Source organism: Microbacterium sp. Root180 (assembly GCF_001428485.1).
GTDB lineage: Bacteria > Actinomycetota > Actinomycetes > Actinomycetales > Microbacteriaceae > Microbacterium.
The window spans coordinates 580,264-594,390 of record NZ_LMHS01000001.1; the positions used below are offsets into that span (position 1 = coordinate 580,264).

At 69.0% G+C, this 14,127-nt stretch carries 11 protein-coding genes; 9 read left to right on the forward strand and 2 right to left on the reverse strand.

All coding sequences use genetic code 11. From position 1 onward, the window contains the following. The first annotated feature begins 43 nt into the window (after window positions 1-43). The 7 genes from ASD93_RS02775 to ASD93_RS02805 all read left to right on the forward strand — a co-directional run bounded on the left by ASD93_RS02775 (window position 44) and on the right by ASD93_RS02805 (window position 9,272). Window positions 44-1,426 carry an amidohydrolase family protein gene (locus ASD93_RS02775; RefSeq protein WP_056118316.1) on the forward strand — a complete coding sequence of 461 codons (1,383 nt, stop codon included), beginning with the start codon at window positions 44-46 and terminating at the stop codon, window positions 1,424-1,426. Next, complete coding sequence (locus ASD93_RS02780; RefSeq protein WP_056118318.1) at window positions 1,423-2,466, forward strand: ABC transporter permease; 1,044 nt, start codon at window positions 1,423-1,425, stop codon at window positions 2,464-2,466. The genes ASD93_RS02775 and ASD93_RS02780 overlap by 4 nt, the downstream gene beginning before the upstream one ends. 61 nt (window positions 2,467-2,527) lie before the next feature. Further along, the gene (locus ASD93_RS02785) at window positions 2,528-3,715 is read left to right on the forward strand and encodes a substrate-binding domain-containing protein (protein WP_056118321.1); all 1,188 of its coding nucleotides are present in this window, start codon (window positions 2,528-2,530) and stop codon (window positions 3,713-3,715) included. Beyond that, entirely contained in the window at window positions 3,715-6,234 is a 2,520-nt protein-coding gene (locus tag ASD93_RS02790) for an ATP-binding cassette domain-containing protein (protein WP_056118323.1), read from the forward strand. The genes ASD93_RS02785 and ASD93_RS02790 overlap by 1 nt, the downstream gene beginning before the upstream one ends. A 64-nt stretch (window positions 6,235-6,298) precedes the next feature. Further along, window positions 6,299-7,681, forward strand: a complete 1,383-nt coding sequence (locus tag ASD93_RS02795; RefSeq protein WP_056118325.1) for a M24 family metallopeptidase — start codon at window positions 6,299-6,301, stop codon at window positions 7,679-7,681. Continuing rightward, window positions 7,681-8,568 carry an NAD(P)-dependent oxidoreductase gene (locus ASD93_RS02800; protein WP_056118327.1) on the forward strand — a complete coding sequence of 296 codons (888 nt, stop codon included), beginning with the start codon at window positions 7,681-7,683 and terminating at the stop codon, window positions 8,566-8,568. The genes ASD93_RS02795 and ASD93_RS02800 overlap by 1 nt, the downstream gene beginning before the upstream one ends. Beyond that, window positions 8,565-9,272, forward strand: coding sequence for an SDR family NAD(P)-dependent oxidoreductase (locus tag ASD93_RS02805; protein WP_056118329.1), 708 nt, complete (start codon window positions 8,565-8,567; stop codon window positions 9,270-9,272). The genes ASD93_RS02800 and ASD93_RS02805 overlap by 4 nt, the downstream gene beginning before the upstream one ends. 21 nt (window positions 9,273-9,293) lie before the next feature. On the opposite strand, the gene ASD93_RS02810 is transcribed toward ASD93_RS02805, so the two are convergent. Continuing rightward, a complete protein-coding gene (locus ASD93_RS02810) occupies window positions 9,294-9,983 on the reverse strand; it encodes a GntR family transcriptional regulator (protein ID WP_082569126.1) in 690 nt (229 codons plus the stop codon). Window position 9,984: 1 nt separating this feature from the next. Next, window positions 9,985-10,509, reverse strand: coding sequence for a VOC family protein (locus ASD93_RS02815; RefSeq protein ID WP_056118332.1), 525 nt, complete (start codon window positions 10,507-10,509; stop codon window positions 9,985-9,987). A 169-nt stretch (window positions 10,510-10,678) separates the two neighbouring features. Here ASD93_RS02815 and ASD93_RS02820 point away from each other — a divergent pair, with 169 nt between their 5' ends. After that, complete coding sequence (locus ASD93_RS02820; protein ID WP_056119148.1) at window positions 10,679-12,859, forward strand: thiamine pyrophosphate-dependent enzyme; 2,181 nt, start codon at window positions 10,679-10,681, stop codon at window positions 12,857-12,859. Further along, on the forward strand, window positions 12,859-14,124 hold the full coding sequence (locus tag ASD93_RS02825; protein ID WP_056118334.1) for a 2-oxo acid dehydrogenase subunit E2: 1,266 nt from the start codon (window positions 12,859-12,861) through the stop codon (window positions 14,122-14,124). The genes ASD93_RS02820 and ASD93_RS02825 overlap by 1 nt, the downstream gene beginning before the upstream one ends. The last annotated feature ends 3 nt before the right edge of the window (window positions 14,125-14,127 follow it).

Sequence of the window (14,127 nt, forward strand, 5' to 3'; positions counted from 1 at the left end):
ATGACCTGCGGCGCCTCAGCTGACAAGGGAGTCAACGAAGAACATGGGCGTTACTCGCACTCTTCTCCGCGGCGGAATCGTCATCACGGCTGCACAGCCGGGTGAAGTCCTGGAGAACACGGACATCCTCATCGGCGCCGACGGCACCATCGAGCAGATCGGCCGCGACCTCAGCGCCGTCGACGCGGAGATCATCGACGTCGCCGGACGGATCGTTCATCCCGGCTTCGTCGACACCCACCGGCACACGTGGCAGTCGATCGTCCGCAACCTCGCATCGGACTGGTCGCTCACCGAGTACCTCGCGGGTCTTCACACCGGGCTCAGCAAGCACTTCCGCCCGGAGGACACCTACACCGGCAACTACCTCGGAGCTCTCGAGGCCCTGGACTCCGGCATCACCACGCTCGTGGACTGGTCGCACAACCTCGCGACTCCGCAGCACGCCGACGCCGCCGTGAACGCACTCCAGGACACCGGGATGCGCGCGGTCTTCGCGCACGGCGGCGGCGCCGCCCAGTGGGGTTCGCTTCCCTCGTCCGTCCCGCACCCCGACGACGCCCGTCGCGTCCGGGACGAGTACTTCTCGAACGACGACGGGCTCGTCACCATGGCCCTCGCTCTGCGCGGCCCGCAGTTCACCACTCCCGAGGTCAACCGAACAGACTTCGAACTCGCCAAGGACCTCGATCTGCGCGTGACCGTCCACGTGGGAGACGGGTACTGGGGCAAGTCCGGGCCCATCCGCAAGCTTGCCGAGGACGGCTTGCTGTCGGATCGCACCACGTATGTCCACTGCTGCACCCTCGGCGACGACGAACTCGCGCTCATCGCCGACAGCGGCGGCACGGCATCGGTCGCGCCCGACGTCGAGATGCAGATGGGACACGGATTCCCCGCCACCGGGCGCCTGCTGCGCGCCGGCATCCGTCCCACCTTCTCGATCGACGTGTGCAGTTCGAACGGCGGCGACATGTTCGCGACCATGCGGACCGCGATCGGAATGCAGCGGGCGCTCGACAACGCGCCGTCGGTCGAGACCGGCGAGGTCGTCGAGCGGATCAGCCTGACCTGCGCGGAGGTGGTGCGCTTCGCTACGATCGACGGTGCCCACGCCGCGGGCCTCAGCGGGGTCACGGGGTCGATCGAGGTCGGCAAGGCGGCGGATCTCGTCGTTCTGGACGACCGGTCGCTCGCGCTCACCCCCCTGAACAATCCTCTGGGCAGCCTCGTCTACTCGGCTCACCCGGGGCTCGTGCGCGACGTGTTCGTTCAGGGGCGCCGAGTCAAGAAGGACGGCGCGCTCGTCGGCGTCGATCTCGCGAAGCTCAAGGGCGACGCACTCGCGTCGCGCGAGTACCTCCTGGGAGAGATGCCCGAAGCCCGCCTCGACGGCACCTGGCACCCGGAGCTGGCGTCGTCATGACCTCGGCATCCACCGAGGTGCGTCGCGTCCCGAGCGATCACGCGCCGTGGCCGGCGATGTTCCTCTCCTGGCCGGGCACGAGGGCGCTGATCGCCGTCGCCGCGCTGTTCATCGTCAGCCCGCTGATCGCGCCGGGAAGCATCGGCCCGACCGCCATCGTCTCGATGCTCCCGTTCGCCGCCCTGATGGCGATCGTGGCGATCGGACAGACCCTCGTGATCCAGCAGGGCGGCCTCGATCTGTCGATTCCCGGAGCGGTGACGCTCGGCGCCCTGATCGTCGCGCGATTCGGGGGAGAGGACGCGCTCGGACTGCCCGTCGCCATCGGCGTCGCAATCATCGGCACCGCGGTGTTCGGCCTCATCAGCGGCCTCGTCATCACGCTCTTCGGACTGCCGCCTCTCGTCGTGACGATCGCGATCAACGCGCTCATGATCGGCACCGTCCAGGCGCTCTCCGGCGGCTTCGCGGGTCAGAGTCCCGAGGCGCTCAGCCAATTCGCCCTCGGGAGGATCGGGGGCATCCCCGTCCTGGTGTTCTTCGCCGTCGGCCTCGTCGTGATCGCCCACATCGTGGTCAAGTGCACGCGCGTCGGGCGCCGCTTCGAGCTCGTCGGCGAGAACCCGCGCAGCGCCGCGAACATCGGCATCGGCACGCGCGGGTACACGATCGCTGCCTACGTGCTCTCGACGGCGCTCGCCGCCGTGGGCGGCGTGCTGCTCGCCGGGCTGCTGCGCACGCCGACGCTGACAGCGGGCGATGACTATCTGCTTCCCTCGATCGCCGCGGTGGTCCTTGGAGGAACCGCGCTCACGGGCGGCAAGGGAAGTGTCATCGGCACCGCTCTGGGCGCGCTCTTCCTGGCGCAGCTGACCCAGTTGGTGCAGACCTTCACGCAGGCGACCGCGGTCCAGAACATCGTCACCGCGCTGATCATCGGCGTCGGAATCGTCGCCCAGCTGCAACTGGGCGGAACAACGTCGCGCATCCGTGGCTTGGTGCGTCGTCGAACGGGGGACGGCACCCCCGCACCCGAGTGATCGAGCGGTCTCTCACACATCACGCAACCCGAAAATCACGCAACTCGAAGAGGAGTAATCCATGAATTCCACAGCATCTGCGCGACGCGGCGCCGTCGCCGTGCTCGCGCTGAGCGCGCTCATCCTGGTGGGATGCTCGTCCACCAACAGCACGGGTGGCGGCGAGCCCTCGGGCACGACACCCAACAACCTCGAGGCCGACATCGCGGCGCTCAGCGTCGGGACGGTCGATCAGTTCATCGAGATGTCCGAGGTGTGCGCGGACGACGCCGAGGACATGACCGTCGGTGTCGTCGACGGCTACGGAACCAACACCTGGTCCAAGACCGTCCTCGCTGAGATCGAGAGCGAGGCCGCGAAGTGCCCCGCCATCACGAGCGTCGAGTTCGTCGCGGGACGCGGTGACCTCGAGGCAACCACCTCGGGCATCACGAGCCTCGCGGCGAAGGGCACCGACATCATCCTGGTGATCCCGGACGCCGGACCCGGCGAGGCCCACCTCCCCGCGATCCGCCAGGCCACCGAGGCCGGGGCGATCGTGATCAACTTCGCGTCCGACCCGCAGGGTGAGGCCGGTGTCGAGTACCTCGACTACACCGACCAGATTCCGCAGTTCGTCGGCAAGTCGAAGGCCCAGTGGGTCGTGGACCAGCTCGGAGATGAAGGCGGCAACGTGGTCTTCTTCGGTGGCCCCGCGGGCGCACTGGTGTCGTCGCAGGAGTACGAGGGTGCGAAGGAGATCTTCGACGCCAACCCCCAGATCACGCTCATCAACGAGGAGCCGATCGCGACGAACTGGGATCCCGCCCAGGCACAGCAGGCCATGGCGGGCGTCCTCGCCCAGGGCACGCCCATCGACGCGGTGATCGCCGACTACGGCGCATCCGCGTCCGGCATCATCCGCGCCTACGAGGCCGCGGGTGAGCCGCTTCCGATCATCTCGACGACCGACGACAACTCCCTCAGCTGCGGCTTCGCAGCGCTCAAGGCCGCCAACGCGGACTACGAGCTGTCGACCGTGTCGTCGCGGACCTGGATCGGACGCGTCGCGCTCCGCAAGGCGGTCGCCGCATTCCAGGGCGGAAGCAACCAGGAGCCGTCGCTGTACGAGCTCGCCCTCTTCGAGGACTCGACCGGCTCCGCAGCCGGTGCGATCTCCCCTGATGAGGCATGCCTCCCCGACGCACCGTCCGACGCGACTCCGTCGACGCTGCTGACGGCCGACGAGATCCAGGAGCTGTTCGGCTGATGAACCAGATCCCCGCGATGGTGACCTCGGCGCTCACCCTGACCGACATCACGAAGACATACCCAGGGGTGAAAGCCCTCGACGGTGTGACGGTGGATGTCGCGGCCGGACGCGTCCATGCCGTTCTCGGTGAGAACGGCGCGGGGAAGTCGACCCTCGTGGGGATCGCGGCGGGGTCGGTGGTTCCGGATTCCGGATCCATCGGCCTCGCCGGCAGGACCTACGATCGCATCCAGCCTCGCGAAGCACGCGAAGCGGGTCTTGCGATCGTGTACCAGACTCCCGCGCTGGCCCCGTCGTTGAGCGTCGTCGATGCCGTGCTGCTGCTTCTGCCGGAGTCGAAGCGACCGTCGCGACGCTCGGCGAACTCCTGGCTCACCCAGCACTTCGACTCGCTCTCGCTCTCGATCGATCCGAACGCCCTCGTCTCGTCGTTGTCACTGCGCGAAGCGCACCTCGTCGAGATCGCCGCCGCCCTCTTCTCCGACCCGTCGGTGCTCGTCCTCGACGAGCCGACCGAGGCTCTCGGCCCCGAGGAGACCGCGTGGCTGTTCGACCGGGTGCGCGGGCTGGTCGAGAAGAACGTCGCGGTGATCTACATCACCCACCGCATCCCCGAAGTCATCGAGATCGCGAGCGACCTCAGCGTGCTCCGCGACGGTCGGGTCGTCGGGAGCGGCCTCGTCTCGGAGTTCACGGCCGATCAGATCGTCGAACTCATCATCGGCCGATCCCTCGAGACCACGTTCCCCGACAAGGCGCCCGCACCGCCCTCGGACGCGATTCCCGCGCTCGAGGTCCTCGAGCTCGGCGGGCCCGGCTACGAGCGCGTCTCCTTCGCCGTCCACCCCGGCCAGATCGTCGGACTCGCCGGCGTGGAGGGCAACGGGCAGCGTGCCGTCCTCCGCGGCATCGCCGGAAGCGGCTCCACCGAGGGCAAGGTCTTGATCGCCGGCGAGCAGGTGTCTATCAGATCGCTGCGCTCCGCTGCGGCCGCCGGCATCGCATTCCTTCCGGGGGACCGGATCGGCGAAGCCATGTTCGGCAAGATGTCGATCCGTGAGAACACCGTCGCGCCGTCGCTGAAAGTGGCGATGCCGTTCGGCCTCGTCAATCGGCGACGCGAATATGCGCTCACCCGTGAGGGCGTCGCCGGGCTCGCCGTGAAGTCCCCACACCTCGAGGTGCCCGTCAGCGCCCTCTCCGGCGGAAGCCAGCAGAAGGTCCTCCTCGCGCGCGGCCGGCTCGGCAACCCCAGGGTGCTCCTGGTCGAGGATCCGACGCAGGGTGTGGACGCCGGCGCTCGCGTGGAGATCTATGCCTTCCTGCGGGCGATGGCGGACTCGGGCGTCGCAGTCGTTGTGCTCTCCACCGACGCCGTCGAGCTCGAAGGACTCTGCGATCGCGTCGTCGTCTTCTCCCGCGGACGCGTGCAGGCGATTCTGTCGGGCGACGACGTCGATGAACGGTCGATCACCGGCGCGGCCGTGCTGTCTTCGGAGACCGCGAACGTCGTCGTCGCCTCCACGGCGCGACGCCGCAGGCGAGGTGGACTCCTCGCAGGCGAAGGGCAGGCTGCCATCCTCCTGGGTCTCGCGGTGACGCTGTCGATCGTCGCATCGTTCGTCTCGTCGGCCTTCCTCAGCCCGCTCAGCATCAGTCAGCTGCTTGCGGCGTCCGCCGTGCTGATTCTGGTCGGACTCGCGCAGCTCGTCGTCGTCATCACCGGCGGCATTGATCTCAGCATCGGCTCGGTCGTCGCGCTCTCCGCCGTCGTCGTCTCGTTCTTCGGTCAGCAGGGCATCGGATTCTTCGCGCTGGGCGCCTTGCTCGCCCTGGCGGCCGGGGGGATCGTGGGCTTGGTGAACGGTCTCCTCGTGACGCGCCTGGGTCTTCCTCCGGTCATCGCCACGCTCGTCACCTCGATCGCCGTTCTCGGTATCGCGCAGGTGCTGAGGCCGTACCCGGGAGGCTCGGCGGACGGCGAGCTCCTCACGACGCTCGGGCTTGCGATCGCCGGCATCCCCCTCGTTCTGGCGATCGCCGTGGCGGTGGCCGTGGCGATGTGGTTCGTCATCCAGCGCACGGGAGCGGGCCGAGGGCTGCGCGCGGCGGGCTCCGACGCTGTCAAGGCGAACCGGATGGGCGTGCGTGTGCCGAGGACGAGGCTGTACGCTGCCGTCGCCGCCGGCGTGCTGGCCGCCCTCGCAGGGCTGGTGGTCTACTCCCGATCCGGAATCGGGGACGCGAACGCCGCCCAGGCACTCACGCTGACCTCGGTCACCGCCGTGGTGATCGCGGGCGCGAGCATCTTCGGCGGCTCCGGCTCCGCGCTGGCGGTCGCTGCGGCCGGCATCCTGCTCCAGACGGTGACAAGCGCACTCTCGTTCCTGTCCGTGGGTCTCTCCTGGCAGTACTGGATTCAGGGCGCCTTCGTCCTGTTCGCGGCGATCGTGCCGATCGTGATCGCGATCGTCCGCAAGGATCGCACGAAACTGACCTCGCTCAGGACGGGCTGATGATCGACTCCAGCTCCCGCGCCCACCGCACGTCGAACGCCGCAGCACGTCAGAGAGGACACTCATGAAGAACACCGGGACCACCGGCACGAACGCCGTGGATTGGGAGGCCCGTGTCGACTTCGACCGGCTCCGCAGCGAACGTCTCGCGCGACTGAAGGCCGAACTCGACCGCTCCGACATGGGCGCGGTGCTGGCGTTCGACTTCTCGAACATCCGGTACATGACGGCCACGCACATCGGCACGTGGGCGATGGACAAGCTGATCCGCTTCAGTCTCCTCACCCGCAACAGCGACCCGATCTCGTGGGACTTCGGTTCGGCCGCCAAGCACCACGCCCTGTACAACCCGTGGCTGGATGTCACGACGGCGGAGATGGATGCCGACCCCAACGCGCCGCACGAGAACGCGCCGCGGCCGCGGCTGGAGTCCGGCGCCCGCGCGGGGATCTCGACGCTCCGTGGAGCCTTCACCCCCGATGCGGAGATCGCCGAGGGCGTCGCGAAGAAGATCAAGCGCGAGCTGGAGAAGTTCGGCGTCGCGAACGAGCCGCTCGGTGTCGACGTGATCGAGCTGCCGATCCTGTTCGCCCTCCAGAAGGAGGGCATCCGGGTCGTGGACGGCCAGCAGCTGTTCATGGAGGCGCGCCGCATCAAGACCGGCGACGAGATCCGACTGCTCACGCAGGCGGCTTCGATGGTGGATGCCGCGTATGAGGAGCTCTACCGGTTCCTCCGGCCGGGTGTGCGCGAGAACGAGGCGGTCGGCGTCGTCGCGAAGACGCTGTACGACCTGGGCTCCGAGTACGTCGAAGGGGTCAACGCGATCTCGGGGGAGCGATGCTCGCCGCATCCGCATGTCTTCAGTGACCGCCTCATCCGACCCGGCGATCCGGCGTTCTTCGACATCCTGCATTCGTTCAACGGCTATCGCACCTGCTACTACCGCACGTTCGCGGTGGGCTCGGCGAGCATCGCGCAGCGCGACGCCTACACCCGTGCCCGCGAGTACATGGATCGGGCGATCGCGCTCGTGAAGCCGGGTGCGACGACGGCGGACATCGTCAAGGTGTGGCCGACCGCCCAGGAGTTCGGCTTCGCCGATGAGGAGGCGGCCTTCGCCCTCCAGTACGGCCACGGTGTCGGCCTGTCGATCTGGGAGAAGCCGATCTTCTCGCGCCTCGTCTCACTCGACCATCCGGAGGTGCTTCAGGAGGGGATGGTGTTCGCCCTCGAGACGTACTGGCCGTCCGCCGACGGGTGGGGTGCCGCGCGCATCGAGGAGGAACTCGTCGTCACCGCCGATGGGTGCGAAGTCATCACGAAGTTCCCTGCAGAGGAGCTCATCGTCGCGGGCAAGCGGTACTACACGATCGATGGGCCGTTGAACCTTCAGCGCGACAGTCAATCCCACCTCAACACCCCCTGGGGTCGCGGGGAGGCCTGATGAGCACCATCGGCTTCCTCGGCCTCGGCACGATGGGCTCCGCCATGGCGCGCCGGCTCGTCGCGGCCGGCCACGACGTGCGGGTGTGGAACAGGTCACCGGCCGCCGCGACGCCGCTCGTCGAAGCGGGCGCGACGCTCGTCGACTCGCCGGGCGACGCACTCGAGGTCGGTCTCTCCCTGTCGATGCTGGCGGACGACGTTGCGGCGGAGGGCGTGCTCGACGTCTCGGCCGTCGCGCGGGCGCGCGGCATCCACATCAACATGGCCTCCATCAGTCCCGCCGCCGCCGATCGCCTCGAGGCCCTGTTCCGCGCATCCGGGACGGACTACGTCGCCGCGCCCGTCCTCGGGCGACCGGCGGTGGCGGCCGAGGGCAGACTCAACATCCTGGTGGCGGGGCCGCAGGGGACGGTCGATGAGGTGATTCCGATCCTGGAGACCCTCGGTTCGCGCATCTGGCGCCTGGGCGAGCGGCCCCGCGTCGCGAATGCCGTCAAGGTCGCGGTGAACTACAACATCATCCACGCCATCCAAGCCCTCGGGGAGTCGATCGCGATGACCGAGCGCCAGGGTGTGGATCCCGCGCTCTTCCACGAACTGCTCACGAGCACGCTGTTCGACGGGGTCGCGTATCGCGGCTACGGTGCCGAGATCGTCCAGCAGACCTATGACCCGCCCGGGTTCGTCATGGCTCTCGGATTCAAGGACCTGCGGCTGGCAGAGGAGGTCGCTGCGGAGAGTGGCGCCGCTCTCCCGACCGCGCCCGCGATCCGCCGCGTCTACGAGATCGCCGTGGCGGATCCGGACCTCGCGCGCCTCGACTGGGGCGCGGCCGCCGAGGTCATGCGCCGAGACCTGTACGTCCCACCAGCGGAGGAATCATGACTGATCGCACCATCGTCGTCGTCGGCGCAACGTCGGGGATCGGTCTCGATCTCGCTCGCGACATCGTGGCGCGCGGGGATCGTGTCGTGATCACGGGGCGCGACCAGGCGCGGGCCGATGAGGTCGCGGCGACGATAGGGGAGCGGGCGTCGGCGATCGCCCTCGACATCTCCGAGCCCGAGGCGATCGCCGGCCAGCTGGCCCCGCTGGGCGCCGTGCACGGGCTGGTGCTCGCCGCCATCGAGCGCGACGCCAACACCGTGCGCGAATACGACATCGCTCGCGCGAGGCGTCTGGTCACGCTCAAGCTGATCGGCTACACGGAGGTCGTCCACGCACTGCTCGACCGGCTCGATCCCTCGAGGGAGACGGGCATCGTGTTGTTCGGCGGTCGCGCGAAGGACGCCCCGTACCCCGGGTCGACGACCGTATCGACGATCAACGGCGGAGTCGAGGGACTCGTCCGCACGCTCGCGCTCGAGCTCGCTCCGATGCGGGTCAACGCGATCCACCCCGGGATCATCGGAGACAGCCCGTTCTGGGCCTCCAAGCCCGAGGGCGTGCTCGACGGCTACGAGAGCCGCACTCCCGGGGGTGAGCTGGCGACGATGGCGGACATCGTGGATGCCACGCAGTTCCTGCTGCGCAACCGGGGCGTGTCCGGCACGAGCATCTACGTCGATCGGGGATGGCGCCTCACCTGAGTCGCTCGCGGCGTCCCGTCGTCAGCCCTCGAAGATCTCAGGGCTCTTCGCGAGCTGCCGGCGAGTGCGACGGATGTGCCCGGCGAGGATGCGTTCGGCCTCCTCCACGTCCCCCTCGCGCAGCGCCGCGACCATGAGGTGGTGCTCCTCGTGGGCGATCCGCCGGGATTCCGGCGCCCACGAGGCGACGTACGCGCGCCGGTACGGTGCGGTGGTGTTCCACAGACGCCGCACGAGGTCGTCGAGCTGGGAGGTCTTCGCCCCGGCGTAGCTGGCGAGGTGGAACTCGGCATCGAGCGTGAGGAATGCATCGGTGTCGGCGCCGACGACGCTGATCCGCTGAGCGAGGGCAGCGAGCCCTTCGAGTTCGACGTCCGTCAGGTGCGGGGCGCTGTAGCGCAGCAGGAGCGGTTCGAGGCGCTCGCGCATGAGGTAGATCTCCTCGCACTCGGCGAGGGTGAGTCGGGCGACCCACGCGCCGGAGTTCGCCACGACGGTGATGAGGCCTTCGTACTCGAGTTGCCGGATGGCCTCGCGCACCGGAACGCGACTCGCGCCGTACTGCGCGGCGAGGTCCTCCTGGCGGATGCGGGTGCCGGGTGGGTAGAGCCCCGCGACGATCCCCGATCGGATGCCGTCGGCGATGCGCGCGCCGGCATCGCCGTCGCGCGGGCGCGCGGCATCCGGAGCATCCGTCGCGATGTCGGTCATCTCACGCCCCAGGCCGGGCGGGATGCCAGAGAAGGGTCGCCGCCCCGCGCTCGTATGCCTTGCCGTCGGGGAAGCTGACGAGCTCGAACTGCATGCCCCATGGCGAGCGGAAGTAGAGCCATCGCTGGCCGGCCGATGCTCCCGCACTGGCCACCGGCTCGCCCATCACGTCGACGCCCTCTCCACGCAGATAGTCTGCCGCAGCGTCGATGTCATCGACGTACAGGGCGAGATGATGCCCGCCGATGTCGCTGTTGCGTGGCTGCTCCGCCTGCCCGTCGGCGCTGTCGTACTCGAACACCTCGAGGTTCGTCCCGCTGCCGAGTCGATAGAACCGGATCTCCCTGATCGTCGTTCGCGCGTTCACGCCGAGCTGCACGGTCATCCAGTCGTCGTCCGCCCGCTTCGCCCCGAGCACGTAGATCGGGACGGCGCCCAGTACATCGACGAGGAACCGTTCGGCCTCGTCCAGATCGGGCACGGTGAATCCGAAGTGATCGATCCCTCGCATTCCGGGAAGGGCCATGGGAGTCTCCTCTCGGTCACGGCAGCGTGATGCGCAATTGTATCCAGATCAGAGGATGAACCGCGACAAGCCGCCCGGTTTTCGACGGTGATGGTTGTGATTGGATGCAATCGTGCCTATCATCGAATCAATCCGCGATCGCGGAGCATGAGCATCGATGGAGACGAACATGCCGAAGCGCCGAAGGCTCGAGACCGGCACCGCGTGGGTGCAGCTGTCGACGACCGCCGCCGACTGGAAGTCGGCGGACCCGGCGATGCTGGCGACGATGCTCGGCGAGCTGCACCTGGTCCGGGCGTTCGAGGAGGCGGTCCTCGACCTCGCCGCGCAGGGTCTCGTGCACGGTCCCGCGCACTCCAGCATCGGGCAGGAGGGCGGAGCGGTCGGCTCCATCCACGGACTGCGTTCGACGGATGCCGTCAACGGATCGCACCGCGGACACCACCAGTTCCTCGCCAAGGCGATCGAGCACGTCTCGAGCGGGCGCCTCGATCCCGCCGCACTCGTCACGGCCGATCTGCAGGCCCTGCTCCAACGGACACTGGCAGAGATCCTCGGGCTCGCACAGGGCTTCTCGGGCGGTCGAGGCGGCTCGATGCACCTGCAGTGGCTCGACGCAGGCGCCCTCGGCACGAACGCGATCGTCGGCGGGGGCGCTCCGATCGCCGCAGGCAACGCGTGGGCCCAGAAACACGCGGGCACGACGGACGTATCGATCAACTACTTCGGCGACGGTGCGAGTCAGATCGGCTCGGTGCTCGAGACGCTCAACCTCGCCGCTGCGTGGAAGCTTCCGGTGATGTTCTTCGTCGAGAACAACCTCTATGCGGTCTCGACGCACGCCGAAGAGGTGACGGCCGACGTGAGGTTCTCCGTGCGCGGGCAGGGCTTCGGGGTGCCGGGATGGCGGGTCGACGGAATGGACCCGCTCGCTGTGCACCTGGCGACGCAGGAGGCCCTCGCCCGCCTCCGCGGCGGGGAGGGTGCGGCGATCGTCGAGGCGGAGGTCTACCGCTTCTTCCACCAGAACGGCCCCTACCCCGGCAGCGCCTTCGGCTATCGCTCGAAAGACGAAGAGGCGCGCTGGCGTGAGCGCGATCCGCTCCAGCGGATGGCGCGGGAGATGACCGCGCTCGGTCTCCTCTCCGACGCCGAGGTACTCGCGGTGCGGGAGCAGGCGACCTCCGCGATGTCCGCAGCCGTAGCCGCGCTGACCGAGGACGACCCGGAGAATGCCGGTCGTCAGCGCATCCGCCCCGAGCTCTGGCCCGATCCTGCGATGGTCGACACCGGCATCCGCGGGGACGCCTCCGAGCTTGCGGGACTCGACCCTGAGCCCACGGGGACGGGATGGCGCAACCTCAAGTTCATCGACGCCGTCGCGGAGACGATGGATCGGCGCATGGAGACCGACGAGCGGATCGTGGTCATGGGCGAGGACGTGCACCGGCTCAACGGCGGCACGAACGGCGCGACCAAAGGCCTGGCGAAGAAGTACGGCCCCGAGCGGATCATCGGCACCCCCATCAGTGAGAACGGCTTCTTCGGACTTGCGGGCGGCATGGCCCTGGATGGCCGGTTCCGGCCGGTCGTCGAGTTCATGTACCCCGACTTCATGTGGGTCGCCGCCGACCAGGTCTTCAACCAGGTCGGCAAGGCGCGGCACATGTTCGGCGACAACAACACCGTGCCCCTCGTGCTGCGCACCAAGATCGCGATGGGCTCGGGGTACGGGTCACAGCACCTCATGGACCCCGCAGGCATCTTCGCGACGCAGGCAGGGTGGCGCATCGTCGCCCCATCGACGGCGGCCGACTACGTCGGGCTCATGAACGCGGCGCTCGCCCTCGACGACCCGGTGCTGGTCATCGAGCACGTCGACCTCTACGGTGTCGCCGACCGCGTCCCAGAGGGCGACCTGGACTACGTCATCCCCCCGGGCAGTGCCGCGATCCGCCGAGAGGGGAAGGATCTCACCGTCCTCACCTACCTCTCGATGGTCGGGCACACGCTCGACGCGGTCGAGCAGACGGGAATCGACGCAGAGGTCATCGACCTGCGCTGGCTCGATCGCGCCTCGCTCGACTGGGACACGATCGGCGAGAGCATCCGCAGGACGGGCAACGTGCTCATCGTCGAGCAGGGCGCGCGCGGCCCGTCGTACGGGGGCTGGCTCGCCGACGAGCTGCAGCGCAGGCACTTCGACTGGCTCGATCAGCCGATCGAGCGCGTCACGGGCGGTATCGCCAGCCCGAGCATCTCGAAGGTGCTCGAACGCGCGGCCATCGCCCGCACGGAAGAGGTCGTCGAGGGCCTCGAGCGGGTCCGCGCGGCATGGGGAGGGCGCTGATGTCCACCGTCGTGCGGATGCCGGCGCTCGCCGCAGGAGCGGCGGAGGCCGCAATCCAGTCATGGCTCGTCGCGGTCGGCGACGAGGTCAGCGCCGGACAGGCGATCGTCGAGATCGAGACCGAGAAGGCCGTCGTCGAGTACGAGGCCGAGGCGGGCGGCACTCTCGCCGGCATCCTCGTGCCGCAGGGTGAGGCTGCGGCCGTCGGCGCGCCCATCGCCGTGCTTGCCGGCCCCGGCCAGAGCGCGGCGGATGCCCTCGCCGAGGCGGGTGCCGCGGTCGGCGCGGACACCGTCGACGCGCCGTCGGCCTCCGAGCCGTCCGCGCCCGACTCTGCCCCCGCCGCCCCGAGCGCGGGAGCACCCGCATCCGCTGACACCACCTCGTCCCGTCGGCTCTTCGCGAGCCCGCTCGTCCGCCGTCTCGCAAAGGAGCGCGGGCTCGACCTCGACGCCATCACCGGCTCGGGGCCGAACGGCCGGATCGTCCGTCGCGACATCGACGACCTGGGCCCGGCGAGCGCTCCGGCACCCGCGGCGGCGACATCCGCGCCGGCTGCCGACACCAGGACGTCCGCCGTCGCCGCGTACACCGATGTGCCGCACACCCGCATGCGGCGTGCGATCGCGCGGCGGCTCACTGAGAGCACCACGACCGTTCCGCACTTCTTCCTCGTGGCGGACTGCCGCGTCGATGAACTGCTCGCCGTGCGCGCACGGGTCAACGAAGGCGGAGCCGCGCGGATCTCGGTCAACGACTTCGTGCTGAAGGCGGTCGCGTCGGCGATGGAGGATGTGCCGGAGGCGAATGCCATCTGGACGGACGACGCGACGCGTCAGTTCTCCGGTGTCGACATCGCGGTCGCGGTATCCGTGCCGGGCGGGCTCGTGACGCCGGTGGTGCGCGGTGTGGATCGCCTGCGCCTGAGCGAGCTCAGCCGCCGCGTCCGCGAGCTCGCCGAACGCGCGCGGGACGGAAGGATCGGCCAGGCGGAGCTGGAGGGGGGATCGTTCTCGGTGTCCAATCTCGGGATGTACGGCACGACGGAGTTCTCGGCGATCATCAACCCGCCCCACTCCGGCATCCTCGCCGTGGGCGCGGCCACCCGCCGACCGGTCGTCGGCGACGACGGCGAGCTGGCGGTCGCCACGGTGATGACGGTGACGCTGTCCGCGGATCATCGCGTGCTGGACGGAGCGCTCGCGGCTCAGTGGCTGGATGCCTTCGTCCGACGCATCCAGAACCCTCTGAGCATGATCGTCTGAGCT

Coding starts and splice junctions, on each gene's coding strand:
- ASD93_RS02775 (WP_056118316.1), top strand. CDS start 44: ATGGGCGTTACTCGCACTCTTCTCCGCGGCGGAATCGTCATCACGGCT.
- ASD93_RS02815 (WP_056118332.1), bottom strand. CDS start 10,509: ATGGCCCTTCCCGGAATGCGAGGGATCGATCACTTCGGATTCACCGTG.
- ASD93_RS02805 (WP_056118329.1), top strand. CDS start 8,565: ATGACTGATCGCACCATCGTCGTCGTCGGCGCAACGTCGGGGATCGGT.
- ASD93_RS02795 (WP_056118325.1), top strand. CDS start 6,299: ATGAAGAACACCGGGACCACCGGCACGAACGCCGTGGATTGGGAGGCC.
- ASD93_RS02800 (WP_056118327.1), top strand. CDS start 7,681: ATGAGCACCATCGGCTTCCTCGGCCTCGGCACGATGGGCTCCGCCATG.
- ASD93_RS02780 (WP_056118318.1), top strand. CDS start 1,423: ATGACCTCGGCATCCACCGAGGTGCGTCGCGTCCCGAGCGATCACGCG.
- ASD93_RS02810 (WP_082569126.1), bottom strand. CDS start 9,983: ATGACCGACATCGCGACGGATGCTCCGGATGCCGCGCGCCCGCGCGAC.
- ASD93_RS02820 (WP_056119148.1), top strand. CDS start 10,679: ATGCCGAAGCGCCGAAGGCTCGAGACCGGCACCGCGTGGGTGCAGCTG.
- ASD93_RS02790 (WP_056118323.1), top strand. CDS start 3,715: ATGAACCAGATCCCCGCGATGGTGACCTCGGCGCTCACCCTGACCGAC.
- ASD93_RS02825 (WP_056118334.1), top strand. CDS start 12,859: ATGTCCACCGTCGTGCGGATGCCGGCGCTCGCCGCAGGAGCGGCGGAG.
- ASD93_RS02785 (WP_056118321.1), top strand. CDS start 2,528: ATGAATTCCACAGCATCTGCGCGACGCGGCGCCGTCGCCGTGCTCGCG.